This is a genomic window from Reyranella sp., from assembly GCF_036558665.1.
Classification (GTDB): domain Bacteria; phylum Pseudomonadota; class Alphaproteobacteria; order Reyranellales; family Reyranellaceae; genus Reyranella.
Genome location: NZ_DATBFE010000041.1, coordinates 1 through 26,007, shown reverse-complemented (window position 1 = coordinate 26,007; position 26,007 = coordinate 1). Strand labels below are relative to the sequence as shown.

Annotated in this window: 25 protein-coding genes; 9 read left to right on the top strand and 16 right to left on the bottom strand. The window is 65.6% G+C overall.

Features of this window, described 5'->3' with window-relative positions; genetic code table 11:
• Window position 1 precedes the first annotated feature (1 nt).
• Together VH499_RS06245 and VH499_RS06240 are read left to right on the top strand one after the other, a co-directional pair.
• Window positions 2–901 carry an LLM class F420-dependent oxidoreductase gene (locus VH499_RS06245; protein WP_332051837.1) on the top strand — a complete coding sequence of 300 codons (900 nt, stop codon included), beginning with the start codon at window positions 2–4 and terminating at the stop codon, window positions 899–901.
• Window positions 898–1,776: an LLM class F420-dependent oxidoreductase gene (locus VH499_RS06240; protein ID WP_332051836.1), complete on the top strand. Its 879-nt coding sequence runs from the start codon at window positions 898–900 to the stop codon at window positions 1,774–1,776. The genes VH499_RS06245 and VH499_RS06240 overlap by 4 nt, the downstream gene beginning before the upstream one ends.
• A gap of 33 nt (window positions 1,777–1,809) precedes the next feature.
• Here VH499_RS06240 and VH499_RS06235 read toward each other — a convergent pair whose 3' ends face one another.
• Genes VH499_RS06235 through VH499_RS06225 form a run of 3 tightly spaced genes read right to left on the bottom strand, consistent with a single transcriptional unit; the run spans window position 1,810 to window position 5,011 of the window.
• Window positions 1,810–2,802, bottom strand: a complete 993-nt coding sequence (locus tag VH499_RS06235) for an LLM class flavin-dependent oxidoreductase (protein WP_332051835.1) — start codon at window positions 2,800–2,802, stop codon at window positions 1,810–1,812.
• A 3-nt stretch (window positions 2,803–2,805) separates the two neighbouring features.
• On the bottom strand, window positions 2,806–3,765 hold the full coding sequence (locus VH499_RS06230; RefSeq protein ID WP_332051834.1) for an LLM class flavin-dependent oxidoreductase: 960 nt from the start codon (window positions 3,763–3,765) through the stop codon (window positions 2,806–2,808).
• Window positions 3,758–5,011 carry a threonine synthase gene (locus tag VH499_RS06225; protein ID WP_332051833.1) on the bottom strand — a complete coding sequence of 418 codons (1,254 nt, stop codon included), beginning with the start codon at window positions 5,009–5,011 and terminating at the stop codon, window positions 3,758–3,760. Before VH499_RS06225 ends, VH499_RS06230 begins: the two co-directional genes overlap by 8 nt.
• A gap of 79 nt (window positions 5,012–5,090) precedes the next feature.
• Here VH499_RS06225 and VH499_RS06220 point away from each other — a divergent pair, with 79 nt between their 5' ends.
• Both VH499_RS06220 and VH499_RS06215 read left to right on the top strand, forming a co-directional pair.
• Window positions 5,091–6,026, top strand: a complete 936-nt coding sequence (locus tag VH499_RS06220) for a histone deacetylase family protein (protein WP_332051832.1) — start codon at window positions 5,091–5,093, stop codon at window positions 6,024–6,026.
• Between the two features lie 42 nt (window positions 6,027–6,068).
• Window positions 6,069–8,060 carry a carbohydrate porin gene (locus VH499_RS06215; protein WP_332051831.1) on the top strand — a complete coding sequence of 664 codons (1,992 nt, stop codon included), beginning with the start codon at window positions 6,069–6,071 and terminating at the stop codon, window positions 8,058–8,060.
• A gap of 16 nt (window positions 8,061–8,076) precedes the next feature.
• On the opposite strand, the gene VH499_RS06210 is transcribed toward VH499_RS06215, so the two are convergent.
• The 7 genes from VH499_RS06210 to VH499_RS06180 form a co-directional block, all read right to left on the bottom strand.
• Window positions 8,077–8,796, bottom strand: coding sequence for an ABC transporter ATP-binding protein (locus tag VH499_RS06210; protein ID WP_332051830.1), 720 nt, complete (start codon window positions 8,794–8,796; stop codon window positions 8,077–8,079).
• Window positions 8,793–9,527 carry an ABC transporter ATP-binding protein gene (locus VH499_RS06205; protein WP_332051829.1) on the bottom strand — a complete coding sequence of 245 codons (735 nt, stop codon included), beginning with the start codon at window positions 9,525–9,527 and terminating at the stop codon, window positions 8,793–8,795. Before VH499_RS06205 ends, VH499_RS06210 begins: the two co-directional genes overlap by 4 nt.
• The gene (locus VH499_RS06200; RefSeq protein ID WP_332051828.1) at window positions 9,517–10,518 is read right to left on the bottom strand and encodes a branched-chain amino acid ABC transporter permease; all 1,002 of its coding nucleotides are present in this window, start codon (window positions 10,516–10,518) and stop codon (window positions 9,517–9,519) included. The genes VH499_RS06205 and VH499_RS06200 overlap by 11 nt, the downstream gene beginning before the upstream one ends.
• Window positions 10,515–11,381 (bottom strand): branched-chain amino acid ABC transporter permease, encoded by an 867-nt coding sequence (locus VH499_RS06195; protein WP_332051827.1) that lies wholly within the window; start codon window positions 11,379–11,381, stop codon window positions 10,515–10,517. The genes VH499_RS06200 and VH499_RS06195 overlap by 4 nt, the downstream gene beginning before the upstream one ends.
• Before the next feature lie 27 nt (window positions 11,382–11,408).
• The gene (locus VH499_RS06190) at window positions 11,409–12,662 is read right to left on the bottom strand and encodes an ABC transporter substrate-binding protein (RefSeq protein ID WP_332051826.1); all 1,254 of its coding nucleotides are present in this window, start codon (window positions 12,660–12,662) and stop codon (window positions 11,409–11,411) included.
• A 41-nt stretch (window positions 12,663–12,703) separates the two neighbouring features.
• Complete coding sequence (locus VH499_RS06185) at window positions 12,704–13,963, bottom strand: ABC transporter substrate-binding protein (RefSeq protein WP_332051825.1); 1,260 nt, start codon at window positions 13,961–13,963, stop codon at window positions 12,704–12,706.
• A gap of 69 nt (window positions 13,964–14,032) precedes the next feature.
• Window positions 14,033–15,169: a mandelate racemase/muconate lactonizing enzyme family protein gene (locus VH499_RS06180; RefSeq protein WP_332051824.1), complete on the bottom strand. Its 1,137-nt coding sequence runs from the start codon at window positions 15,167–15,169 to the stop codon at window positions 14,033–14,035.
• Between the two features lie 100 nt (window positions 15,170–15,269).
• Here VH499_RS06180 and VH499_RS06175 point away from each other — a divergent pair, with 100 nt between their 5' ends.
• From VH499_RS06175 to VH499_RS06165, 3 genes are read left to right on the top strand one after another with little or no spacing between them, the layout of a single operon-like run.
• Window positions 15,270–16,454 carry a CoA transferase gene (locus VH499_RS06175; protein ID WP_332051823.1) on the top strand — a complete coding sequence of 395 codons (1,185 nt, stop codon included), beginning with the start codon at window positions 15,270–15,272 and terminating at the stop codon, window positions 16,452–16,454.
• Between the two features lie 3 nt (window positions 16,455–16,457).
• A complete protein-coding gene (locus VH499_RS06170) occupies window positions 16,458–17,012 on the top strand; it encodes a HutD family protein (protein ID WP_332051822.1) in 555 nt (184 codons plus the stop codon).
• A complete protein-coding gene (locus tag VH499_RS06165) occupies window positions 17,009–17,773 on the top strand; it encodes a substrate-binding domain-containing protein (protein WP_332051821.1) in 765 nt (254 codons plus the stop codon). The genes VH499_RS06170 and VH499_RS06165 overlap by 4 nt, the downstream gene beginning before the upstream one ends.
• A 54-nt stretch (window positions 17,774–17,827) precedes the next feature.
• Here VH499_RS06165 and VH499_RS06160 read toward each other — a convergent pair whose 3' ends face one another.
• Window positions 17,828–19,114 (bottom strand): aspartate aminotransferase family protein, encoded by a 1,287-nt coding sequence (locus tag VH499_RS06160; RefSeq protein WP_332051820.1) that lies wholly within the window; start codon window positions 19,112–19,114, stop codon window positions 17,828–17,830.
• 107 nt (window positions 19,115–19,221) lie between these two features.
• Complete coding sequence (locus tag VH499_RS06155; RefSeq protein ID WP_332051819.1) at window positions 19,222–19,572, bottom strand: hypothetical protein; 351 nt, start codon at window positions 19,570–19,572, stop codon at window positions 19,222–19,224.
• 48 nt (window positions 19,573–19,620) lie between these two features.
• Here VH499_RS06155 and VH499_RS06150 point away from each other — a divergent pair, with 48 nt between their 5' ends.
• Window positions 19,621–20,313, top strand: a complete 693-nt coding sequence (locus VH499_RS06150) for an HAD family phosphatase (RefSeq protein ID WP_332051818.1) — start codon at window positions 19,621–19,623, stop codon at window positions 20,311–20,313.
• Here the strand turns inward: VH499_RS06150 and VH499_RS06145 are convergent.
• Both VH499_RS06145 and VH499_RS06140 read right to left on the bottom strand, forming a co-directional pair.
• Window positions 20,294–20,749, bottom strand: coding sequence for a DUF3617 domain-containing protein (locus VH499_RS06145; RefSeq protein ID WP_332051817.1), 456 nt, complete (start codon window positions 20,747–20,749; stop codon window positions 20,294–20,296). The two genes, VH499_RS06150 and VH499_RS06145, sit on opposite strands and share 20 nt — an antisense overlap.
• 43 nt (window positions 20,750–20,792) lie before the next feature.
• Window positions 20,793–21,491, bottom strand: coding sequence for an SDR family NAD(P)-dependent oxidoreductase (locus VH499_RS06140; protein WP_332051816.1), 699 nt, complete (start codon window positions 21,489–21,491; stop codon window positions 20,793–20,795).
• A gap of 67 nt (window positions 21,492–21,558) precedes the next feature.
• On the opposite strand from VH499_RS06140, the gene VH499_RS06135 reads away from it, so the two are divergent.
• Window positions 21,559–22,230 (top strand): DsbA family oxidoreductase, encoded by a 672-nt coding sequence (locus VH499_RS06135; RefSeq protein WP_332051815.1) that lies wholly within the window; start codon window positions 21,559–21,561, stop codon window positions 22,228–22,230.
• On the opposite strand, the gene VH499_RS06130 is transcribed toward VH499_RS06135, so the two are convergent.
• Both VH499_RS06130 and VH499_RS06125 read right to left on the bottom strand, forming a co-directional pair.
• Entirely contained in the window at window positions 22,227–25,358 is a 3,132-nt protein-coding gene (locus tag VH499_RS06130; RefSeq protein WP_332051814.1) for an AsmA family protein, read from the bottom strand. The two genes, VH499_RS06135 and VH499_RS06130, sit on opposite strands and share 4 nt — an antisense overlap.
• Before the next feature lie 131 nt (window positions 25,359–25,489).
• Window positions 25,490–26,007 (bottom strand): ABC transporter ATP-binding protein (locus tag VH499_RS06125; protein ID WP_332051813.1); only part of this gene is annotated, 518 nt, incomplete at its 5' end.

Genomic DNA, 26,007 nt, shown 5'->3' with positions numbered 1-26,007 from the left:
CATGCAGCTTGGCGCTTCACTGCCGGTCGGCGACATCGGCACCGGTCCCGACGTGATGCGCGACTACGCACAAGCGGCGGAAGGGTTGGGCTTCGACTATCTGGTCTGCCCGGATCACGTGCTGGGGGCGAATCCTGCCATCATTCCCGCCGGCGAGCGCATCGGCTCCAACGCCACCGCCTACCACGATCCGTTCGTGCTGTTCGGCTTCCTTGCGGGCGTCACGAAGAAGGTGGGCTTCTGCGTCGGCGTGCTGATCCTTGCACAACGCCAGGCCGCTCTCGTCGCCAAGCAGGCGGCGTGCCTCGATGCCTTGTCCGGCGGCCGTTTCCGCCTGGGCGTCGGTGTCGGTTGGAACCAGATCGAGTTCCAGGGTCTCGGCATGGATTTTCACACGCGCGGCCGACGATCGGAAGAGCAGGTGCGCTTCATGCAGGCGCTGTGGGCGCAGCCGAACGTGAAATTCGCAGGCGAATTCCATCGCCTCGACGATGGCGGCATCAACCCGCGACCGAAATCGGGGCGCGTGCCAGTGTGGTTCGGCGGTCATGCTGAGGCGACTTTCCGGCGCGCGGCCAGGTACGGCGACGGCTTCATGCCGCTGGCCTATCCACCGAACGACAAGGCGCTGGAAGCTTTCGACAAGCTCCGTGGCATGATTCGCGACGCCGGCCGCGATCCGGAATCGGTTGGCCTTGAAGTCTGGGTGTCGCCCGGCATTGGCAACGAGGAGGATTGGCGACGCGAGATCAGCTTCTGGAAGAAGGCGGGCGTCACCCACGTGAATGCGCACACGACCTACGTGAGTGCGCACCACAAGCGTATCGCCGGCAAGACCTTCGACGACCATCTGAACGCCATCACGCGCTATCGCAAGGCTGTCGCGGACCTGCTGCCATGAAGTTCACCCTCCATTTCGGCAACAACACCTTTCCCGACCTGGCCGGCGCGACGCGGCTCGCGCGACTGGCGGAAGCTGCGGGCTTCGACTCGGTGATCGCCGTCGACCATGTCGTCTATCCCGACACTTACACCTCGACCTATCCATATGCCGCATCCGGCCGGCTTCCGGGCGATCGCACCGTATCCCTGCCCGATCCACTGATCTGGATGGCCACGGCCATTGCCGTCACGACCAGGCTGCGCTTCATGACGGGTGTCATCATCCTGCCGCTGCGCCATCCGCTGGTGCTCGCCAAGCAGGTGGCGACCCTCGATCACATGAGCGGTGGCCGGGTCGAACTCGGCATCGGGGTTGGCTGGCTGAAAGAGGAATTCGAAGCGCTGGGTATCCCCTTCGAGAAGCGCGGCAAGCGATCCGACGAATACGTCGCGGCGATGCGCGCGCTGTGGGCCAAGGATGGCGCGAGTTTCTCGGGCGAGTTCGTGAACTTCCACGAGGTCAGCTCGAACCCCAAGCCGGTGCGGGGCAGCGTGCCGATCGTGATCGGCGGTCATTCGCAAGCGGCAGCGAAGCGCGCGGGCCGGCTGGGGAACGGCTTCTTTCCTTCGATCGGCTCCCAGGTCGATACCTTCCCGCTGTTCGATCTCGTGCGGCATACAGCTCAGGCTAGCGGTCGCGATCCCAAGGCGATCGAGATGATGGCGGGCTGTCCCGATGCCCTGCCCAAATCTGGCAAGGATCCCAAGGCGGCGGTCGAGGAGCGCCGGCGTCGCGGCATCGACCGCATTATCCTGCCGGTGCACGCCTTCCTGCCCGACCTCGAGGTCGGTCTCAGCCGTTTCGGTGAAACGGTGATCAGACAGTTTGCCTAACCTCCCATCGCGGGTACCGCGGGAGAGCAAGGGCTACATCACCGTGTTCGCGAACCACTCCACCTGATCCTCGAACTCGGCTATCGAGTCGGCCGGGATCATCAGGGCGCACGCGTGATCAACACCAATCTCGCGCAGCCCCTCCACCTTCTCGCGGATCAGGTCGGGCGAGCCCACGAGATTCGCCACCAGCTGCTGGGAAAGATCGCGGCCGGTATAGGCGAGCGACTTGCGATGCGCGACCAGGCCCGAAGCCATGTAGCGTTTCTCCGCCTCCTCGGCGGTCCGGGCGATGGTGAGCGAGAATTGCGGTGCGATCTCGATCCCAGAGGGATCGCGGCCGAGCTCGGCAGCCCGCGCCTTCAGCAGCTTGATGCGCTCCGCGAGCTCGAGCCACGGCCGCCAGCCGGGCAGCCAGCCGGTGCCGACGCGAGCAGCGCGCTCCACCGCCTCCATGTTGTGGCCGCCGATCCAGAGCGCGAAGGGCCGACGTCTGGGCTTGGGAAACATCTCGATGTCGCGCACGGCATAGTACTTGCCCTCGTGCGTCACGCGCCGCTCGCCGAACAGCCGCCGCATCAGCGCCACGCCCTCGTCCATCATCTCGCCGCGCCGGGCCTTGGCCGCGAGCCGCGGCGCCCAGGCAACGAATTCCTCGCGGTAGGCACCGATGCCGAGCGCCAGAACGAGTCGGCCGTTCGAGAGCTGATCGAGGGTCGCCGCGGTCTTGGCGAGCCAGAACGGATCGCGCATCGGCAGCACGGCGAGTGCCGTGCCGACTTCCAGCCGGGTCGTGGCGGCGGCACAGAAGGAGAGCACCGTCATCAATTCGTAGAAGTTGGGCGGCGTGTCGGGAAACAGCTCGCGGACATAATGCTGGGTCTGGATGTGATCGTTGCCCCAGACCGAATGGTAGCCGAGCTTCTCGCAGAGCCGGGCCAGGCGCGCGAAATCGCCGGGTTGGACGAAGGGAACCGGATACATCACCCCTTCGAACCCCGTGGGCAGGCTGATGCTGAACTTCATCCTCTATCCATGTGCCGCCGCCAAGGCCGCGGCGATGGCCGACGCATCATCGATGCCGCCGATGACTATCTCATCGAGTCCGAAGCCGCGGTACTCCGCAAGCTTCGCCCTGACCTGCGCCGGCGTCCCGCAAGCGGCGTGGCGGCGCACGACATCGTCATCCACCAGCCGATCGACCTCATTCCAGTTCTCCGCCGCATACGCGGCCGCCAGCGCGGCCTGATCGAGCGAAGCGCCGCCAAGACGAATGTTGTCGGCATGATGCGCGCCGCGCAGCACGAAGCCGATGGGCCGGCGGATGGGATCGATACTCTCCTTCTCGGTCGCACCGAGTCGCGTATAGACAATGCCGCACTTGCGGAACGGCCTGCCGGCCGCACCTGCTGCGGCGTGGTCGAGGCACGCTTTCACGAAGGGCGGCGAGGTCGCAGCCGAAACCAGCACGCCATCGGTTTCGCGGCCTGCGAGTTGCAGCATGTTGGGCCGCGAGGCCGCGACCACGATCGGAATGTCGCCTGATGCGTTCGCCAGCCGGCGGCCGGCGACCTTGAAGACCTTGCCGTCGAAATCGGCGACCTTGCCTGCAAACAGGGAGCGGCAGACCTTTACCGACTCGCTGATCGTCAGCAGCGGTCGTGGTGAAGCTATGCCGGCGGCCTTCAGGTCGGCCGGCGCGCCCGATCCCAGACAGAGGATCACGCGGCCCGGATACGCTTCCGCAAGGCTCGCCGCGGCCATGGCTATGTACACCGGATGCATCGAGTACGGACTCATCGCCATCAATGCGATCTTGATGCGCGTTGTGGCAGCCAATGCCAGCGCAGCGGTCGTCACCGGATCGCGCAGGAAGAGGTGGCAGGCGATCCAGAGCGTCGAGGCGCCGCCCTGCTCGGCGACGTGCGCCTGCTCGGCAATGGCGGCGATCGGCGCGCGGCCATCCAGGGCGACACCGAACTCAGCCATGGGCAAAGCCGTACGTGGTCTTGAGCGCAGCCAGCAGCTCCGACAGGCCGCCGGTCACGAGCGGCGGCTCAGGGAGTGCCGTTTCGATCGGATCGGGATCCTTGAGGCCCGCCGCCGTGAGCAGCGCCACGCAGCGTTCGTTCGGCTTGATCGTGCCTTCCGCCCGCAGCCGCTCGATAGCGGCGAAGGGCGCGGCGGAAGAGGCCTCCGGCCAGATGCCTTCCTTGCTTGCGAGCGCCACGACCCAGCGTCGCATCTCGTCGTCGCCAACCGTCACCGCGGTCCCGCCGGAGCGCCGGAGCACATCGAGGGCCTGCACGGTCGCCTGCGCCGCCCCGATCGAGGTGGCAATCGAGGCTGCATTGCGCCCGACATCCGGAGGCATTGGATCGCCGCTGACAAGCGCCGCCGGGAGCGAACCCGAGACCTCGGCTGCAACGAAGCGCGGCGTGCGGACGATCCAGCCCAATGCCTTCAGCTCCTCGAAGCCCTTCCACATGCCGTAGAGGGCGTCGCCGTAGCAGACCGGCAAAATGCACCAGTCGGGGGGCTCCCAGCCGAAGGCCTCGGCGATCTCGAAGGCGATGGTCTTGTAGCCCTCCATGCCGTAGGGATTGCTGCCGACCACGGGGCCGAAGAACGGCGACGTTGGATACCAGCCCAACTCGCGCACGCCGAGCGACTGCAACCGCCAGCGATCGGCCTTGTCGGTCACCTTGACCACCATGGCCCCATAGGCGCGCATCTGCAGCACCAGCGGACCGGCCGATCCCACGAACGTGAACACCAGGCAGGGAATGCCGGCTTTGGCGGCATAGGCCGCGGCGGCGGCGCCTGCGTTGCCCGACGAGCTCGAGGCGATCATCTTGGCGCCGAAGCGCCGGGCCATGGTGAGTGCGCCCGAGCCCAGCCGGTCCTTGAACGACCAGGTGGGATTGCGCGACTCGTCCTTGATCCAGACGTCGCCCAGGCCGAGGGACGGCGCCGGCAGAAGCGGCGTGTTGCCCTCGCCCAGCGTTACCGCCTCGGTGGCCGGCGCATGCAGGAAGCTGTCCCAGCGCCACATCGAGCGCACCGACCCGAAGGGCGAATTGCGGCGAAGACCCTGTCCGGGCTGCTCGTCATAGGCAACGGTGAGATTGGCCGGCGCCCCCCTGGCGCGGCAGACCCGGCAGTCCTTGGCATAATGGTCGATGGGATGGCGGGCGCCGCAACGAACACAGACAAGCGCACTTGGAACGGGCATTTGCCCGCCAAGTTGGCGGCCAATGCAATGAACGTCAACCGGGATGCCTTGGGCGTCGAGCCTCTCTACACTGGCTCCGATGTCGACCTTGCTGATCAGCCATCCCTCGTTTCTGGAGCACGATCCGGGTGAGTACCACCCGGAGTGTCCCGACCGGCTGCGCGCCGTGATGGCTGCGCTCGAAGACGAATCCTTCGCGCTGCTTCACCGAGCGGCAGCAACCGCGGCTACCCTCGAGCAACTCCAGCGGGTTCATCCGGAGAACTACGTCGAAGCGATTCTCGGCATCCAGCCGCCTGCCGGCGAGCTTGTCATGATCGACCCCGACACCGCGATGAGCGCCGGCAGCGCCGAAGCCGCCCTCCACGCTGCCGGCGCCGTCGTCGCCGGTGTCGATGCCGTGTTCGACGGCAGCGGCATCGACACCGCCTTCGCAGCGGTGCGGCCGCCGGGTCACCATGCGACGCCGGATGTTCCCGGCGGCTTTTGCCTGTTCAACAATGTCGCCATCGGCGCGCGGCATGCCCAGGCGCAGTACGGCATCGCGCGGGTAGCGATCCTCGATTTCGACGTTCATCACGGCCAGGGAACACAAGCGGTGGTCGAGGTCGATGCGTCGCTGTTCTACGGCTCCTCCCATCAATATCCGCTCTACCCCGGGACAGGTTCCGCGCGCGAGCATGGCATCGACGGCAATGTAGTGAACGTGCCGCTCGCCCCCAACAGCGGCAGCGGGGAGTTCCGTGCCGGCTGGAGCGAGCGCATCCTGCCCCGGCTCGATCGCTTCGCACCCGAACTGCTGATCGTCTCGGCGGGCTTCGACGCCCACAAGCGCGATCCATTGGCGCAGCTGCGTCTGGAGACAGATGATTTCCGCTGGATCACGGAGCAGCTCATGTCGATCGCCGACCGACATGGCAAGGGCCGCGTCGTCTCCGCGCTCGAAGGTGGCTACGACCTCGAGGCCCTGGCCGCTGCGACTGCGGCGCACGTGCGCGCGCTGATGCGCGTTTGAACCTGTTACGGGCGTTCGTGACCGCGTGCTACAGGAAGCGTGATGAAGACAGGCCGAGGTTTCTCCACGTCCGCCGCCGGCATGATCGCCGCGCTTGTCATCTTCAAGACCAGCCCCGGTATGGCGGTCGACCCTGCTTCCGCATCCAGTGGCTTCTACTTCGGCGGCCACGTCGGCTACCTGTTCGGCAAGGCCGCGGCTACGCTGGGCGATCCGACAGGCGGCGTCTCCTCGGCTGGCGGCACCACCTTGTTCGGCACCCTCTTCGGCGGCGTGCAGGGCGGCTACGAATGGAACCTGCCATCACGCTGGATGCTCGGCATCGAAGCCGATCTCTCGTTCGCGAACTATCAGGATCTCGACCAGGTCCTGTCCTACCGCGCCACCGACTCGGGCTCGGGCAACGAACAGCTCGAATATCTGGGGACGTTGCGCGGCCGCATCGGCTACACGCTGGGCGGATGGACGCCGTTCGTCACCGCCGGCCTTGCCTGGGCCAGCACGCGCTATTCGCGCACCGATCTGACCACCGGCAACGAGGATGCCGCACCAGGCCAATGGCGCGTCGGCTACGCGTTGGGCGGCGGCCTTGACTACGCGCTCGCTCCCGGTTGGTCCGCCCGGCTGGAATATCTCTATGCCCACCTCGGATTGAGCGGCTTCGGCTTCGCCTCGGCGCCGGCGCGATACGACTCGCAGTACGACCTGCATCAATTCCGCGTCGGTCTCAACTATCACTTCGGGGCCCGGGGCAACCGTGACGAAGACGGCAGAATCGCCGATCGCGGTCCGGGCTCCTGGGAAATTCACGGCCAGACGACCTTCATCTTCCAGGGCTATCCGCCCTTCCAGGCGCCCTACGACGGTCCCAACAGCCTGCCGGGCGGCGGCCAGTCGCGCGAGACGTGGACGGTCTCCGCCTTCCTCGGCATGCGCCTCTGGCAAGGCGCGGAGCTCTACTACAACCCCGAACTCCTGCAGGGCTTCGGCCTCGCCAACACCGTGGGCGCCGGCGGCTATCCCAACGGCGAGGCGCAGAAATCCAACTTCCCCTTCCCGCGCTACAACACCTCGCGTCTCTTCCTGCGGCAGGAATTCGGCTTGGGCGGCGAGCGCGAGAGGATCGAGAGCGACTACGGCCAGCTTGCCGGCGACAAGGACATATCTCGGATCACGCTGCAGGTCGGCAAGTTCGCCGTGCACGACCTGTTCGACACCAACGACTACGCCCAGGATACGCGCGTCGACTTCCTCAACTGGTCGATCTGGGCCGCTGGTGCTTTCGACTATGCCGCCGACCGCGTCGGCCTGACCTACGGTCTCGCCGCGGAGCTGAACCAGAAGCAGTGGGCACTGCGGGCCGGCTATTTCCTGATGCCGACGGAGTCCAACGGCAATCTGTTCGACTGGAACCTGTTCGCGCGCGGCGGTTATGTGAGCGAATTGGAGCTGCGGTTCCAACCCTTCGGCCGACCCGGCGCATTGAAGATCGGCGGCTTCATCAACAGCGTCTTTTCAGGCTCGTACAACGATGCTGTGGCGCTGGCCAATGTCGCCGGAGTGACGGCCGACAACACGATCGCGCAGACGCGCCAGGGACGTATCAAATACGGTTACTACCTCAATCTCCAGCAGGAGATCACCGACGATATCGGCGTATTCGGGCGCTGGAGCTGGAATGACGGCCAGAACGAGATCATGGCCTTCACCGACATCGATCGCAGCCTGTCCCTCGGTGTCTCGATCAAGGGCACGTCGTGGGGTCGCGCCGACGACAGAATCGGCATAGGCGGCGCCATCAACACGCTGGCGGGACCACATGTCGATTTCTTCGCCGCCGGAGGGCTTGGCCCGCTGGTTGGCGATGGCCGGATCAACTATGCGTCGGAAAATGTACTCGAGGCCTATTACGCGCTACAGCTGGTCAAGGGTCTGATCGCGACTGCGGACTATCAGCTCCTGGTCAACCCCGCCTTCAACGCCGACCGCGGGCCAGTGCACGTCCTCAGCGGCCGACTGCACGCCCAGTTCTGATCGAACGCAGCACTCGTCACTCGACGCCAAGATAGATGCGCTGCACGTCAGGGTTGTCGACCATCGCCTTGGCCGGCCCGGAAAGGACAGTGCGGCCGACCTGCAGCACATAGGCATGGTCGGCAGCCTCGAGGGCGACGTCGACCGACTGCTCGGCGAGCAGGATCGTCTGGCCGTCCTTGTGGAGGGCGGCGAAGCTGTCGTACATCGAATCGACGATCGCCGGCGCAAGACCGAGGCTCGGCTCGTCCAGCAGCAGGAGCTTGGGCTCGCTCATCAAGGCGCGCCCCACGGCCAGCATCTGGCGCTCGCCGCCCGACATGGTCCCCGCGCGCTGCGCCCGCCGCTCGGCCAGCCGTGGAAAGGCTGCATAGACGCGCTCGAGAAGACGCGGGATGCAGCCGCGGTCAGCGAGCGGCGTCGCGCCCAGCAACAGGTTGTTCTCGACGCTTTGCTGGGCAAAGAGCCGCCAGCCCTCGGGCGAGAGGGCAAGGCCCTTGCGCACGATGGCGTAGGCCGGCTGGCCGGTGATGTTCTCGCTGTCGAAGGCGATGGTACCCGCCGAAACGCGGGCGATACCCGCAATGGCGTTCAGCGTCGTGGTCTTGCCGGCGCCGTTCGAGCCCAGCAGCGCTACGACCGAACCTCGCGGCACTTCGAGCGACACGTCGGCTACTCCGATCAGATCGCCGTAGCGCACTTCGAGACGATCGATCTTGAGAAGCGGCGGGTTCATCCATCCCCCGCATGCTTGACTTTGCGCCGGCCGAGATAGGCCTCGATCACATGCGGATCGCTGGTCACCTCGCGCGGCGTTCCGCGAGAGATCTCGCGCCCCTGATGAAACACCACGACCCGCCGGGCGAGCGAGGTGATGACCTCCATGATGTGCTCGACAATCACGATGGTGATGCCGTCGCCATGGATGCGGCGCACCAGCTCGATGGCTTCGCGTACCTCCGTCGGCGTAAGGCCGGCCATGGCCTCGTCGAGCAACAATACCTTCGGCTCCGAGGCGAGCGCACGGGCGATCTCCAGGCGCTTGCGGCCGGGCGTGCCGAGGCTTCTGGCCGGCGCATCGGCGAGCGGGCCAAGGCCGACGCGCTCCAGCACCGCCCGCGCCCTGGTGCGCGCGTCCCCGGCGTGGGGATGACGCAGCAGTGCGCCGATCATCGCGTTGTCGAGCACCGACATCGACTCGAAGGTGAGCGGCACCTGGAAACTGCGGGCAAGGCCGAGGCGCGCCCGCGCCTCCGGCGGCTCACGCGTCACGTCGACGCCGGCGAAATGCACGCTGCCCGAACTCGGCGCGAGATCGCCCGTCAGACAGTTGAAGAAGGTCGACTTGCCCGCGCCATTGGGCCCGATCAGGCCCAAGATCTCGCCCTCCTCGACCGTGACCGAGGCGTTGTCCACGGCCTTGAACGCGCCGAACAGGCGAGTGATGCCGCGCGCTTCAATCAGCATGGCCGCTCGCAGGGCTCGCGACCGCGGGCGCTGTCTTTGTCTTTCTGCCTGGTCGTCGCTCCAGCAATGACAGCAGGCCGCTTGGCAGGAAGCGAGCGATGATCACGATGATGGCGCCATAGACCACGAAGGTGATGCCGGCCCCCTGCCCGCCCAGCAGGCTGTTCGACAGCTCCTCGAGCGGTACCAGGATCAAGGCGCCGACCAGCGGCCCGAAGAGCTGTCCGGCGCCACCGAGGGCTGCCATAACCACCATCTTGACCGAAAGTAGGATCCCGAAGCCCGACTCCGGATCGACGAAGCCGAACATGCAGAGATAGAGCGAACCCGCGAGCGAGGTGAAGGCCGCGCTCAGCATGTAGGCATGGAGCTTGTAGCGTCCCGCCGAGACACCGAGCGAGCGGGCGGCGCGCTCGCTGTCCTTGATGGCGCGCAGGTAGAAGCCCATGCGTCCGCGCTCGATCCACCAGGTGAGCCCCAGCAGCCCCGCGAGGACCGTGAGGAAGATGTAGTAGTAGGGCATGGCCGAGACGAAGGAGAGGTCGAACACCGAACGGGGCATGGCGGGACCGCCGAGCCCCTGCGCGCCGCCCAGCCAGTCGCTGGTCGAGCTCAGCACGCGCACCAGCTCGCCGACGGCGATGGTGGCCATGCTGAAATAGTGCCCGGACAAACGAAGCGTCGGCACGCCGACCACGACGGCGACGGCCACGCTGAGCAACATGCCCACCGGCGCGCCCAGTATAGGCGGCAGATCGAGGTGCACGAAGGCAACCACGGCGGAATAGGCGCCGATGCCGAAGAACACCGCGTGTCCCACAGATACCTGGCCGGCATAGCCGCCGACGATGTTCCAGGCCGAGGCGCTGATGGCGGCGAGCAGCACCAGCGCACCGAGCCGCTGCCAGACCGGCGAGCCGGCCGTCAGAATCGGATAGGCGAGCACCAGCACGATGGCTGCAAGCTGCAGAAGGCGGCGCGGCGTCATCATGCCTTGCCCATCAGGCCCTGCGGCCGTAACCACAGCACCAGCACGAACACCGCATAGACGATCACGTCCTTGTAAACCGGACCGATCAGGAAGGCCGAGAGCGACTCGACCACGCCGATCAGCAGGCCGGCCACCAGCGCTCCCAGGACACTGCCGAAACCGCCGAGGGCTACGGTGACGAAGGCCACGATGGCGAGCGTCTCGCCGACCGTGGGCGACGTGTAAAAGAAGGTGGCGATCAGCGCGCCCGCGATGCCGGTCGCCGCGCCGGCCAGGGCCCAGGCGAGGGCCTGCATGCGCTGTGGCCGGATGCCCATGAGCTGCGCGGCTGTCGCGTCCTCGGATACGGCCAGCATGCGGCTGCCGACCGCCGTGCGCGTCAGCAGCAGGTGCAACAGCAGGGTGACGATGAATCCGACGGCGCCGGCCAGAACCCGTGATCCCTCGAAGCGGATGCTGCCGAGGACGAAGGAGTGGCCGACAAGGTCGTCCGGCAGGGTCCTGAAGTTGGCGCCGAAGACCCACAAGGCGCCGTACCTCAGGAACAGCGCCAGGCCGAACGTACCCAGGATTTGCGCCAGCATCGGCCCGCGCATGATGTGTCTGACGAGCAGGAAATAGGCGAGGACGCCGAGCGTCGCGATCAGGATGGTGGCGACCGGGACGGAAGCCCAGGGGCCGCCACCCAGAGCCGTCCATACCACCACGGCCGTATACATGCCCAGCATGACGAACTCGCCGTGCGCGAAGTTCACGACGTTCATCATGCCCCAGATCAGGCTGAGGCCCGACGAGAAGAGCGCGTAGACGGCACCCAGCAGCAGGCCGCTCACCACGACCTGCAGCAGAAGAGCGGTCGTCATGCAGGCTCGCCCGCGGCGATCATCCGCCTACCAGCCTCTGTAGGGAAGGACCAGCTCGTGCGTCGCCCGCGCTTTCGGCCAGACCGAGACGTACTGGCTGTTGCGGAGCTGCGTGACGAGGGTGGAGGCCAGGATGTTCTGTCCCTTGTCGTCGAACTTCACGCCGTCGTAGCCGGCGACCAGCTGCTCGGGCTTGAGATCGGTCGTCCGAAGCGCATCGCGGATCTTGGCCGGATCGGTCGAGCCCGCGCGGTTGATCGCGTCGGCCATGACGAAGAAGCCCTGCAAGGCGCGCGCCGAGACGTCGTCGAGCCCGTCGCCCGTCTTCTTCTTGTAGAGCGCATCGCAGATCGCGGCCACGCTGCCCGGCTTGCCGGGCGCGAAGACCGAACGGCTGATCAGGCCCTCGCTCACCGAACCCATCGCCTTGACGAAGGCCGGATCGTTGAAGCCTCCGTCGTCGGCGATCAGGATGGCGGGCTTCCAGTTCAGCTCCTTCATCGTCTTGGCATAGAGAATGGCGTCCGACGTGTAGGAGATGAAAATCGCGACGTCGGGATTCTTCTCCTTGAGCTGCAGGACCTGCGGCTGCACATCGGTCGAATTCGCCGAGTACGAGACCTTCATGCCGACGTTGAGGCCGTCCTTGGCAAAGGTGTTGCCGATCACGCTGGCGACCGAATTGCCGTACTCGGTGTTCTCGTGCACGAGGGCGATCGAGTCGACCTTGCGTCCCGCTGCCTTCTGCTCCTTGAGGAAGGCGGAATAGGCCTTGGCGAAGTCGGCGGCCACGGGCGTCGTGCGGAAGAACCATTTGAAGCCGCGCTCCGTCAGGTTTGCCGCGACCGACTCGGGGTTGAGGAAGGGAATGCCGTATTTCTCCGCCACGGCGCTCGCCGTCAGCGTGATACCCGACTGGTATGCGCCGATCACCGCCGCCACCTTCTCTTGCGTGATCAGTCGCAGCGTCTGGTTCTGGCCGGCGGCCGGAGTGCCCTGGTTGTCGGCAAAGACCATCTCGATCTTGGCACCCTTCAGTCCCGGCAGGCCGCCGCCCTTGGCAAGCGGCAGGACCTTGGCGAGGTCGGGATTGCCGTTGTTCACGATGTCGGCGCCGAGCTCGAGCGCCATCTTCTCGTAGTTGCCCGCGCTCGCGGAATTGCCGCTGAGCGGATAGATCGCACCGACCTTGACCGTCTGCTGGGCCCATACCTGCGTGGTGCAGGCGAGGGCCACCGCGGCGACGCCGACCGCGAGCCCCGCGCGAAGTGCCTTCAACATCGTTGCCTCCCCAAGGATGACGTTTCTCGGTTGGTTCAGTCTTATTTCGTCCAGCCCTTGTAGGGCAAACTGATATCGGCGGTGGCCTTCTCCTTCGGCCATACCGCGACGTACTTGCCGCCGTGCATCTGAATGACGAGGCTCGATCCCAGCGTGTTCTGGCCCTTGGCATCGAATTTCACGCCGTTGTAGCCCGCGACCATCTGGTCGGCCTTCATGTCGGTCGCGACCAGCGCCTCGCGAACCTTGGCTGGATCGGTCGATTTGGCGCGGTTGATGGCATCGACCAGAACCAGGAAGCCCTGCAGGGCACGTGCCGAGCCGTCCTCGAGGTCGTTGCCGCTCTTCTTCCTGTAGAGCGCGTCGGCAATTGCCGGAATGCTGCCGGGCTTCCCGGGCGCAAAGACCGAACGGCTGATCAGTCCTTCGACCTCGGAACCCATGGATTTCACGAAGGCCGGATCATTGAAGCCGGAGTCGTCAGCCACCATGATCTCGGGCTTCCAGTTCAGCGACTTCATCGTCTTGGCATAAAGGATCGCATCGGACGTGTAGGAGATGAAGATCACGACATCCGGGCTCTTCTCCTTGAGCTGCAGGACCTGCGGCTGCACATCGGTGGAGTTCGCCGAATAGGGGACCTTCATCGCGATATTGAGGCCTTCCCTGGCGAACAGATCGGCGATCGCTGTGGACGTCGACTTGCCGTACTCGGTGTTCTCGTAGACGATCGCGATCGAATCGACCTTCCGACCGGCCGCCTTCTGCTGCTTGAGGAAATCCGAGTAGGCCTTGGCGAAGTTCGTGGCGATAGGGGTCGTGCGGAAGAACCATTTGTAGCCGCGCTCGGTGAGATCAGCCGCGGTGGACTCGGGCGTCAGGAACGGAACGCCGTATTTCTCGGCGACGGCGCTCGCTGTCTGGGTGATGCCCGACTGATAGGCGCCGAGGATGGCCACCACTTTCTCCTGAGTGATGAGTCTCAGCGCCTGGTTCTGGCCAGCCGCCGGAGTACCCTGGTTGTCCGCGACGACAAGCTCGATCTTGGCGCCATTCAGCCCGGAGAGGCCACCACCCTTGGCGATGGGCATCAGCTTGCCGAGCTCGGGATCGCCCTTGTTGACGAGATCGGCGCCGAGTTCGATCGCCGTCTTGGCGATATTGCCGGCACTCGCGGCATTGCCACTCAAGGGATAGAGGACACCGATCTTGATCGCTTGCTGGGCGTCGGCAGCGGACGGCAGCGAAAAGGCGAAAAGCGCGGCGCCTGCGACGACTGAACGACGATCGACCTTGACCATACGCGAAGTTCCCCGACAAAAGCGGCGTCTCGCGCACCGCAAACGCGATGTTGGCACGCCCTCCCTCATTCAGCAAACCCGGTAGCGCTTTACGGTCGCAGGGTCGAGCTCGATGCCGAGCCCGGGTCCCTCCGGCAGGAGGACGTGACCGCCGTCCAGCTTCAGCGGCGTCTTGAGAAGCTCGGTGCGCAGCGCATTGTCACTCATGTCGTATTCGAGCATCTGCGGATGCGGCGGGTGATCGACATGTGGCGAAGCGGGCTGCGCAGCGACAAAGTGCAAGGCGGTCGCGAGCCCGACCGCGCCGCCCCAGACGTGCGGCGCGAGCCGGACGTTCGCCGCGAGGGCCAGCGTGGCGATGCGCCTCGCCTCGGTAAGACCGCCAACGCCGGGAATCGACGGCTGCACGATGTCGACGCAGCGGCCGTCGATCAGGGCGCGGAAGTCGCGCATGGTATGATGGGCCTCGCCGGCGGCAACGGGAATGGGCGAGCGGGCGCGCAGCTCGGCATAGCCCGCAAAGTCGCCCGGCGGCAGGGGTTCTTCGATCCAGTGGATGTCGAACGGTGCGATGGCGCGTGCGCATTCGAGCGCCACGTCGACCGTATAGGCGCCGTTGATGTCGACCATCAGGAGCTTGTCCGGCCCCAAGGCGGTGCGCGCCTGGCGCACGCGCTCGAGGTCGCTCTTGAGACCACGGCCGATCTTGATCTTGGCGCCGGCGTAGGGATGCCCGGCCGCCTCGGCGAGCATGTGAGAAAGCTGGCGCGCCGGATCGTCTGAGAAAAAGCCGGTCGAAGCGTAGGCTGGAATGCGCGTCGTGCGGCAACCTCCGACGAGGTCGCAAAGGCGCACGCCGAAGCCGCGGGCGATGGCATCGAACAGGGCGACGTTGATGCCGGCAAGGCAGGCCGTGAGCTGATTGCCGACTCCCAGATGGTACATCGAGTTTCTGATGCGGGCCTCGATATGCTCGAAGTCGAACACGCTCTTGCCCACGAAGAACGGCTCGATCATGCGGAAGTACTCCCGCGTGACGAAGGGATTGCCGAACGCCTCGCCGATTCCCGTTACGCCGGCATCGGTCTCCACTTCGACAAGCCCGCCTTGCCGCCGAAAGCCGCCGCCGCGCGACATGCCGTAGGCCTTCTCCGGCGCGAACGCATATTCAAGACCGATGAACGAAAGATGCCGGATGGTCGACATGGAAGCTCCTGCGAATCCCGCGCTATGGTGGGCCACCGTATCGATCGGAGGCAACCGCCATGAGCCAGACGCCGCACCGGATGCCGATAGTGAGGAGTGGATGAGCTACGATGCGCCCTTCAGCGGATTGAAGGTTGTCGACCTCAGCCAGGGAATTGCCGGGCCCTACTGCGCCATGCTGCTGGCCCAGCACGGCGCCGAGGTCATCAAGGTCGAGGGCCTTGGCGACGGCGACTGGGCGCGCACGCTCGGCACGCGCTATGGCAGCCACACCGCTTTCTCGATCATCGGCAACCTGGGCAAGCGCAGCATCGCGGTCGACCTCAAGACCGAGGCCGGCAAACACGTGGTCTGGCGCCTTCTGAAGGGCGCCGACGTGTTCCTCGAAGGCTTCCGCCCTGGCGTGATCAAACGGCTGGGCTTCGACTATCAAGCTGTTGCGGCTCGCGAACCGCGATTGATCTATCTTTCGATCTCCGGCTTCGGCCAGACCGGACCGCTGGCCGAGCGGCCGGCCATGGATCCGGTGCTTCAGGCTTATACCGGCCTGATGAACGAAAACCGGGGTGAGGATGGCATCCCTCATCGGGTGCCGGTGATCGTGGTCGACATGTCGACCGCCCTCTACGCCTTCCAGGCGCTGTCGGCCGCACTCTATGCACGGCGCGACGAGTCCCATGGCCACTATCTGGACGTCAGCCTGATGCAGGCGGCAGCGGCCCTGCAATCGATCCGGCTCATGGCCTGTCATCTCGAGGGCGGCACCATGAGGCCGGGCGGGGCCCCCGGTGGCGTCTTCGAGATCGCCGACGGCTGGATATCGATCGTCGCCATCAACGATCGCGATTGGCGAAGCCTGTGCGCAGCGATCGAGATGCCCGGCCTGGCCGATGAGCCGCGCTTTGCTGACGCGGCCTCGCGCCTCGCCAACAGCGACGCGCTTTACGCCATCCTGCGGCCCGCCTTCGCGCGCCGACCCTGGGCGGTCTGGAGCGAGCGGCTTGCCCGCGCCCGTCTGATGCATGAGCGGTTGAACAGCTACGCAGATTTCATCGCGCAGCCGCACGTCAAGGAGACGGGCGTGATCCAATGGCTGGGCCAGGCGGGGCTCAACGTGGCCGTCCCGGTACCGGCCTTACCCGGCATGCCGCGGCAGGAGGATGGCACACTACGCGGCACGGCACCCGTGTCCGGCCAGCATACGCGTGCCCTTCTCGCCGAGCACGGCTATGCCGAGGCCGAGATCGTGACTTTGCTCGAGCAAGGGACGGTCGCCGCCGCCTGACGCATGATCACGCTCCTCGATCCGTCGCAGTATCGGCGCATGCCCTGGAAGAACGGTGGCGGCTTCACCATCGACATTGCGGCACAGGAAGGAGTCTGGAGGTTCAGCCGCACGCCCATTGCCGAGTCCGGGTCTTTCTCCGACTATTCGGGTTTCGACCGAATCCAGATGGTGATCGCCGGCAAGGGACTCGTGCTCGAGACACCAGAGGGCGAGATCGACGAGCGCCGCCCCTTCAAGCCGGTCCGGTTCGCGGGCGAACTGCCTGTCACGAGTCGCCTCGAAGCGGGGCCGGTCGAGGTGGTCAATCTGATCGGGGCCCGCAGCGCCGTCACGATCGACCTCGATGTCCTCGATGCAGGCGAACGCGGCACGGTCGGAATGGGCATACATATCGTCTACTGCACTGACGGGCCGGCGATCCTCGACACGGGCAACGATCTGCACCGTCTGCCCGTCCATCACGCCTTGCGAATCGATGCCGACGGTTCGACGATGCTCGTCTGCAAGGGCGGCCGCGTGATCGTCGCCAGCATCGTCCAGGGAGTGCCGACATGACAGGACCGGCTGCCCGTATCCTCCTCAGCCTCGGCCTGATGCTGGCCGGCACGGCAGCTGCATCGGCAGCGGACATCAAGCTCATGACGACCGGTGCCTTCCGCCCGGTGGCGCAGGACGTCATTCCTGCCTTCGAGAAGCAGACCGGCAACAAGGTCGCGATCGTGAGTGATACCGCCGGGGCCTTGATCCGGCGTCTGCGCGCCGGCGAGACCTTCGACGTGATCGTGCTCACGTCGGATGGCCTCGATGCACTGGCCGACGTCGGCACTGTGACCGGGGATTCGATCACGCCGCTGGCCCGCGTCGGCATCGGCGTCGCCGTGAGCCTCAATGCACCGCAACCCGATATTTACAGTGTCGAGGCGTTCCGGCAGACCCTCTTGAAGGCGCGCCGCATCGCGTACATGGATCCGGCTACGGGCAGCACCAGCGGCAACGCCCTGGTCCAGATTTTCCAGGCGCTCGGGATCTCGTCCGAGGTGAGCCGGAAAGCCGTTCTAGTGAGGAGTGGCCCGGCCGGCGAGGCGGTCGCCCGCGGCGACGCGGACCTTGCCCTCCAGCAGGCGAGTGAATTGCGCCTCGTACCGACGGTGCGTTTTGCCGGACTGCTGCCGGATGCGATTCAGGTCTATACGACCTACTCTGGTGCCATTTCCGCCGTGACGCACGAACAGGAGGCCTCGACGGCCCTCCTGGCGGCTCTCTCCGATCCCGGCTTGGCGCCGGTGCTGAAGCGGCGCGGGCTGGAGGCGCCATAGCGGCGGCCACGCCGCGACCGGTTCCTGCTTTGCACAGGTGTGCTCGTGAAAGAATCAGTCTTTCGCCAGCGCCTTTATGGAGTCGGCCCAGGCGCCGATCGTGTGGTCGATGTCGGCCTGGGTGTGGGCGAGACTGACATAATATTTCGACTCGCCTTTCATGATGCCGCGCTCGCGCAGGAGCTGGTTGAAGCGCGCAGCGATCACCTTGTCGCCTTTCAGCGTGCCGCGATAGTCGCGCACCGGCTGCTCGGTGAAGACGACGTCGAACAGCGGCGGCTCACCGATCACGCGCGCCTTGATGCCTGCCTTCCTGAGAAGATCGTCGAGGGCGGCCATGAGCGTGCGGCCCGTCTGGAAGACGCGCTCGTAGGTCCCGGGGCGCCTCAGCACCTCGAGCGTAGCAAGGCCCGCCACCGAAGCGACGGGGTTGCCGGACAGCGTGCCGACCTGGAACAGGAAGTCCTCGTCGGCGACGGCGAGCTTGTCGAAATGCGCCATGATGTCGGCGCGGCCGGCGATGGCCGCGAGCGCGAATCCGCCGCCCACGATCTTGCCCAAGGTGCAGAGATCGGGCGTTACGCCGTAGTATTCCTGGGCGCCGCCGTAGGCGAAGCGGAACCCGGTCACGACCTCGTCGAAGATGAGTGGAATGCCGTGCTCCTGCGTGACGCGGCGCAACGCCTGAAGAAAACCGGGTGCCGGCGGCAGCAGGCGCTGGAACGGCTCGACGATGACGCCGGCAAGCTCGTCGCGGTGCTCCTTGATGAGGCTTTCCGTCATCTCGATGTCGTTGAAGGCCGCGATCAGCATCTCGTCCTGGACGCTTTTCGGAATACCTGCCGAATCGGGGATCGCGCGGGGGAAATTGCCGGGGTTCTTCGGCGCCATCGACATCAGGGCGTAGTCGCTCATGCCGTGGTAGCCGCCCTCGAATTTCAGGATCTTGTCGCGCCGGCGGAAGGCGCGGGCGGCGCGCATGGCATAGAGATCGGCCTCGGTGCCCGAACACACGAAACGCACCTGCTCGGCGCAGGGCACCGCGGCGACAATCGCCTCGGCGAGCGCAATGCCGTGGCGGTTGTTGGCAAAGAAGGTCGTGCCGAGCGGCACCTGGCCCTGCACGGCCGCTGTCACCTCTGGGTGGCCATGGCCGATGAACATCGGCCCCGAACCCAGCAGGAAGTCGACATACTCGCGACCGGCCTCGTCCCAGATCCGCCCGCCCTTGCCGTCCTTCAAGACCACCTCGGCCGGCATGTTGCCGAAGCTGCCGCCAGGCAATACCCGCTTCGCGGCGGTCACGATATCGAGCATGGGATCGGCGGTCGCGACGGACATGGCTCACTCCTCGGCTGATGCGGGCAAGGCGAGCTTAGCGCGATTGCCGCCCGCGGCACCGGCATAAAGCCTAAGGTCGGCGATGAAATTTCGCACCCTTGCCCCCGTCATTCGATCGGCACGAAGATCGAATGGCGCATCTTGCCTTCAACCGCCTTGGAAAAATGGCCTTTGCCATGGGTGTCTTCGACCAGGAGCACCTCGCCTGCGCCGATGATGCGCGTTTCCCCGTCGCTCGCCTGGATCGACACAGCACCGTCGAGGTTGATGATGTACTGGCGGCGCGGAGCGGGATGCCATTCGTAGTCGTAAGTCCCCGGCGTCTCACGGAAGATGATGCCGGTCGCCGGAAAGACGGCTGAAGTCTTGCCGCCGCGGCCTTGGTCTTTCCATTCGACCTCGATGTCGCGAAAATGCGTTTCCCCGCTGGCATCGACGTAGAGATTATGGATATGCATGATTCTTCTCTCCCTTGCTGTTTACTGAGCCGAGCTTAGAACGAAAGAATGTTCGCGAAACCCGTGAGGGCGGTGCTGTTCGACATGGATGGCCTGCTGATCGACACCGAAGCCGTCTATATCGACGCCCTGCAGGCCGCCGCCGTGGCGATGGGGCTCGAGATGCCGATCGCCTTCTGCCACTCGATGATCGGCATTCCGGGCCCGGTCTGCGACGGCATGATCCGCGATTTCTACGGTCCCGGCTTCGCGTTCGAAGCCTTCTCCGACCATTTCGACGAGCATGCCCGCCGCGCCTTCGAAGCCGGCGTGCCGCTGAAGGCGGGCGCCGTCGAGCTGCTCGACTTTCTTGCGGCATGCGGACTGCCGCTCGGCATCGCCACCTCGTCGAGCCAGGCCACGGTCGCCAGGTATCTTGGACGTGCCGGCCTGCTCGACCGCTTCAAGGCGATCGCCACCCGCGACGATGTCGGTCGCGGCAAGCCTCACCCCGACGTCTATCTCGAGGCTGCCCGCCGGCTCGGCGTGCCACCCGCGAACTGCATCGCCTTCGAGGATTCCAACGCCGGACTCACCGCCGCGCACGCCGCCGGCACGATGGCAATCATGGTGCCTGACATTGTGCAGCCGACGGACGAGGTCCGTGCGAAGTGCCTGCACGTCGCCGCCGACCTTCACGCCGTCCTGCGGCTGCTGCGCGGCGTGATGCTGGTTGCCGATGTCAGTGCGGCAGATCCTTGATATTCACCACCCGACCGCCCGGTACGACAACGTCGCCTGCCTTGCGGCCGGCCGGACAGGGACCGAGATATCTGAGGTTCGAGATCATGTGCGTGCCTTCGCTGTCGACTTCGACCTTGATCGCCTTGTCGAAATCGCCGACTGCCGTGCCGGTCGCCGTCTTGCCTTCGCAGGTACCCTTGAAGGAATAGCCGCCGGGAATCTTGTGGAACTCCTGCGTGCAGCCCGGCCTGTTCCGGCCCATCGCCGAATATTGCTTCTCGGTCTCCTCGTCGATGCACATCTGCATGGTCATCGTCCTGTCGGCGGAGAGCTGGATGGATTGCTCCCACATTCCGGGCTTGCGATGGGGTGGTTCGATCTGAGCGAAGGCCGGGAGCGCGGCGCCGATGCCTGCAAGCACCACGACCGCCAACGTCGATGCCGGACGTTTCATTTGGATTGCTCCTTTTCGTTCGAGTACAGGCAAACTGCGGGGTTCAAAACTTCTCCACCCACGGGCGCACCTCGACTTCCCAGCTCCAGGCGCTGCGGTGTTGCTGTAGCACCGCCCAATAGGTCTCGGCGATGGCATCGGGGTCGAGCAGGCTGTCAGGGTGGTTGGGCGGCACCGGTCGTGCCGCACTTCGGATGCCACCGTCGATCACGAAGTGAGCGACGTGGATGCCTTTCGGGGCCAGTTCGCGGGCCATCGATTGCGCGAGGCCACGCAAAGCGAACTTGCCCATGGCAAAGGTAGCCGAGAGCGCAAAGCCCTTGACGCCTGCCGTTGCTCCGGTGAGCAGGATGGCGCCATGGCCCTTGGTCAGCATGCGCCGCGCCGCCTCCTGCGAGACCAGGAAGGCGCCGAACGCGCTCACCTCGAGCGCTCGCTTGACCTCGTCGGGGGCCAGTTCGACCAGCGGGCCGCGCACGCGTGCGCTTGCGTTGTAGACCACGACATCGGGCCCGCCGGTCGCGTCGAGCGCGGCAAACACGGGCGCAACATCCGCCGGGTCGGCAGCGTTGCACTTGTATACGGCCGCGCCCGTCTCTGTCGCCAATGCCGCGAGTTTGTCCGTCTGGCGGGCTGCGATCGCCACGGCAAGGCCATGCTTGGTGAACAGTCGGGCCAACGACGCACTCAGCCCCGGTCCGGTGCCGACGATCAAAGCGGAGCGGTAGCGGGGCTTTTCCATGGTGGGCCTCGTTGTTCAGGTCGCAGTGCGGGTATAGGTTACACCAGCCGAATGGAAAGGACTTGTCATGGACACGATCGCCCCCGCTGGACGTATCGACGTCATTTCCGATGCGATCTGTCCCTGGTGCTATATCGGCAAGCGTCAGCTCGAAACCGCGCTGAAACTCCTGGAGCAGGACCAGCTTCGCTTCAGCGTGATGTGGCATCCCTTCCAGCTCAATCCCGACATGGCGCCCGAGGGAGTCGAGCGGGCGGCCTACCGGGCCGCCAAATTCGGCGGCCTGGAGCGCGCGCAGGCGATCGATCGGCGGATCACCGATACGGCTGCCACCGTCGGGCTCGAGTTCCATCTCGAGAAGCTCAGCCGCACGCCCAATACCGTGAACGCCCATCGGCTGATCCGCTTTGCCGCCCAGCAGGGCGTCCAGGACGATGTCGTCGAGGCGCTGTTCAAGGGATATTTCTGCGACGGTGCCGATATCGGTGATCCCGAGCTGTTGGCCGCGATCGGCGGCACCGGCGGCCTCGAGCCGGACGCGGTTTGGAAGATGCTGGTGAGCGACGAGGGCCGCCGCGAAGTGCTGGCGAACGATCAGATGGTGCGCAATGCCGGAATCCAGGGCGTGCCGAGCTTCGCCCTGAAGGGCCATGTGCTGTTCTCCGGCGCTCTTGCGGCCGAAGAAATGGCCAAGGCTTTCCGCCAGGCCTGGCAGGTCCTGAAGGATCGCGCTGCCTAACGCAGCGAATTTCGGGTCGTGTTGAGATCGGGGGCGGCGAGCGGGCCTTTGACGGTGGTGACGTAGCGATCCGCGCCGCTGTCGAGCGTCACGATCGAGTTGATCATGTCGTCGGCGAAGCTCGCTCGCCCGCTGATCCGGGCGGTCGCGCTTGCGCCGCGGATCGTCTGGTTCTCCATCGTCAAGCCGCCGGCGCCCAGGCTGACCTGTCCGGATAGCGGATTCTGTCGGCCGATGAAGCTCTTCAGCACCTGGGCGTCGAACGCCAGACCGTCGCTGAAGATACCGCCGACGCTCGCGGCAAAGCTGGCGAAGGCCGGCGATCCGTCGACGACGACGGGATGAAGGAAACCACTCACCGTCGCGGCGCCTGATAGAGCATTGCGGATCTCCTGGGAGGAAATGCCCGATCCCGTGATGCGCAAGTCCGTCGCATCCACCTTGCCTTCGATCGCGATCGAGAAACCGGATGAGGCGAGGGTATTGCGGCCCAGCGTGCCCTTCAGCAACCGGTCGAGTGCGATGCCACGCACGTCGCCCGCGAGATCGACCGAGAGCGCCGAGCCCGATGCGTCGATCGTTCCGGCAAGGGAGGCGGCACCGCCGTAGAAGGCACCGGCAAGCTTCGCCACCTTGACCATGCCGTTAGTCAAGGCCGCCTCGATCTCGGCCTGCTCGACGGTAAGCGACGTCAAGGTCATCGTGTCCGCCTGCATGGAGAGCTTGACATCGAAGGCACGCAGCGCCGTCAAATTGATCGGCTGCGAGGTCGTGGGACTGGGCGTCGGATCGGATGCGTCCTCGACCGGGGCGATGTGCGCCGCCGACTTGGGATCTATTCCCAGCCAGCGGTCGATCTTGAGCACGCCAGGTACTTTCAAATTCGCAACGAGGCGCGGATGGCGGTCGAGGGTCGTCTCGATCTGGCCATTCATGCGGCTCCCGCGGGCCCTGATCTCGCCGCTGAAACGCGCCTGTTGCGACGTCCCCTTGAGGCTGCCCGTGGCGCGAATATAGCCGACGCTCGACATCGCGCGGCCACTCGCGGCCGAGACCAGCGCGCTCGCATCACGGGTGTGCAGGAAGAAGGCGGGGAAATCATAGGCGACATTGTCGCCGAACGACAGCGTGCCCGAGATGCGGCTTTCGGTGTCGAGAAAGTTGGTGGCGACGTCGCGTAGCGCAACGGAAGCGAAGGTGCCGGAGACGCCACCGCTCGCGGTGGCGCGCCCGATCCTCCCATTCAGGAAATGTGGCAGACCGGCATAGTCCAGCAGGCGGTCGGCATCGGAGGCGGCGACATTGAAAGAAAGGTCGAAGTGCGGCGCGGTGCCGAAATCATCCACCGCCCCCTTGAGATCCAGCCTGGCGCCGGCGACGTCGGCGATCCTGACGCCGGCGAGCTGGAGATGGCTCCCCTGGACGGTCACATCGCCTTCGACGCCCTTGAGCATTTGGCCGCGGAAGGCAAGATTGCCGACCTTCAATTTCAGAGCGATCGTGGGAGTGTCGGCCGGCGACACCTTCACCCCTTGCTGCGATGAGGGTGCAGGTGCAACAGGGTCGGGCATCGGCGTCGGAGATACCGTTGGTCGGTAGGCTTCCAGATCGACTTGATTCGCCTCGGCATGGAGCGCCGCCGAGAACGGTGACTTGAGAAGGAGCGTCCCTCCTGCGGTACCTGTCGTGTCATCGAGCGCAAACCGGGCATCGCTCACCTGCAGACTGCCCGGCATCGAAGCCACTTTCCCGTCCACGCTCAGCGTCCGCAGCCTGCCTTCCGGGATACCTGAAGTGTCGATGTCCAGCCAGTTCAACGTCTGGCGCAGATCGCCGCCGGAAAGGCTGAACCGGCCGGTGGCCGTATCGGCTTCCAGCTTCATGTCGCCCGGAAGAAGCGCCGAGACGCGCGGCAGGGTCGCTACACCTTTCTTGATCTCAAGTGGCAGGGAGAGATTGCGTATGATGCCGCGGCGATAGCGTGCCTCGCCAACGTCGACCGTGACATCGGCATCGAGCGCAGACCACGGCGACGACGTCTTGTCCTTCGCCCTCGGTGCGATGGCGGCCTTCACGGTCGCCGGCGCGAAGTCTATCGGCCGCGACAGGATCATGAGCCACTTGTCGACGTCTAGATGCGAGAGCGAGACCTTTCCGGTGAGCGTCGGCACCGGCTCGAATACAAGCGAAAGGGAACCTCTGGCTTCGTCCTTGCCTGCCCGGATCTCGAAGTTGTTGGCCGCGACGGTCCTGGGCGAAACGACGACGTTGCCTGCAAACGAAAAGCGGCCGGCACCCGTCGTATCGAAGCGGGGTTTCTCACCTCCCAGCGCACCCCACAGCGCATTCACGAAGTCGCTGAGGCGGCCGGTCTCGACAGAAAGACGACCCTGCGCCGTAGCGTCGGGCGCGACCGCGGTCAGGCTGCCATCGAAGGCGAGCTTCCCGCTCGATACCTCGAGCGACAGCCTCGTGCGATGGCCGTCGGCACCGGCGTCGCCGACCGCGAGAGCGAGCTTGAGCGGGATGCCGTTCACCGTGGCGCTGCCATCGATCTCGAACGGGCCGTCGAACGAGCGCACCGTGGCGCCGCCGTCGACGTTCTCGGCGGAGAGCGTCGAGCCATCGCGCGGATTTGTGTAGGTGACCTTCCCACGCACGATGGCCAGCCGCCCGATAGCCAGATGAAGGCCGCTGCTCGGTGCCCCTTGCTGCTGCCTGGTGCCGCCGCCGGGATCGAACTGCCAGTTGGGCCTGCCGTTGGCGTCGGTCTCCAGGACGATGGTCGGGCGATACAGGGTGAGCGTGCCGACCTCGAAGCGTCCCTGCAGCAACGCCCACCAGGAAGGCGTGATCGCTACCCATCGCACGTCGATCATCTGTGCGCCCTTGGCACCGACGGCGTTGGAGAAATGGACCTTGCCCGCACCGATGCCCGGCACCGGAAGGACCGAAAGGCGCATCGGCCCATCGATCACGAGTTCACGGCCCGTAGCGTCGCGCACCGCCGTGATCAGCCCTGGCTTGTAGGCTTCGACGTCGATCACATGGGGCAAAAGCACCAGGATAGCCGCGATTGTCGCCAGCACGGCAGCGCCGATCAGCCCGATTTTCCAGCGCAAACGCATGGTCACTGCCCGTCAGAGACGCGGTCGGTCCGAGGGGACCCGGCGCACGCCCGAGAATTTCAGCAAATCGGCCGGATTGACAAGCGGTGCCCTGGTCCGGTCGGCGAGCGCGCCATCGCTCGAGAGGCCATTTAGTCCAGAATGTGAATGCCCTCGGGATGGAAACGCACCGCGACCGACTGGCCGACATTGATCAGCGGCTTGCGATAGTGGTCAATCGTGGAGACCTGCAGCATGGCGTCACCCAGCGACACCATGTAATCGGTCTTCTCGCCGAGAAAAGTGCGTTGCTCGACCCGGCCGACCGGCGGGCCGGAATCCGCCGGCACAATGCCGACCATCTCGGGCCGGATCACGAGCCGGACCGCGGCGCCTATCGGCCGGCCCGTCGAAAGAGCGATACGCATGCCCTGGACCTCGACCTCGCCCGCCGACAGGACGCGGCCGGCCAAGAGGTTCGTCCGGCCGATGAAGCGGGCGACGAACTCGGTGGCCGGGCGATAGTAGAGGTCGTGAGCGGTGCCGATTTGAACGATGACCCCCCGTTCCATGACGGCGATGCGGTCGGAGATCGCCATCGCCTCCTCCTGGTCGTGCGTCACATAGACCGCGGTGATGCCCACCCGCTTCTGCAGCGAGCGGATCTGCT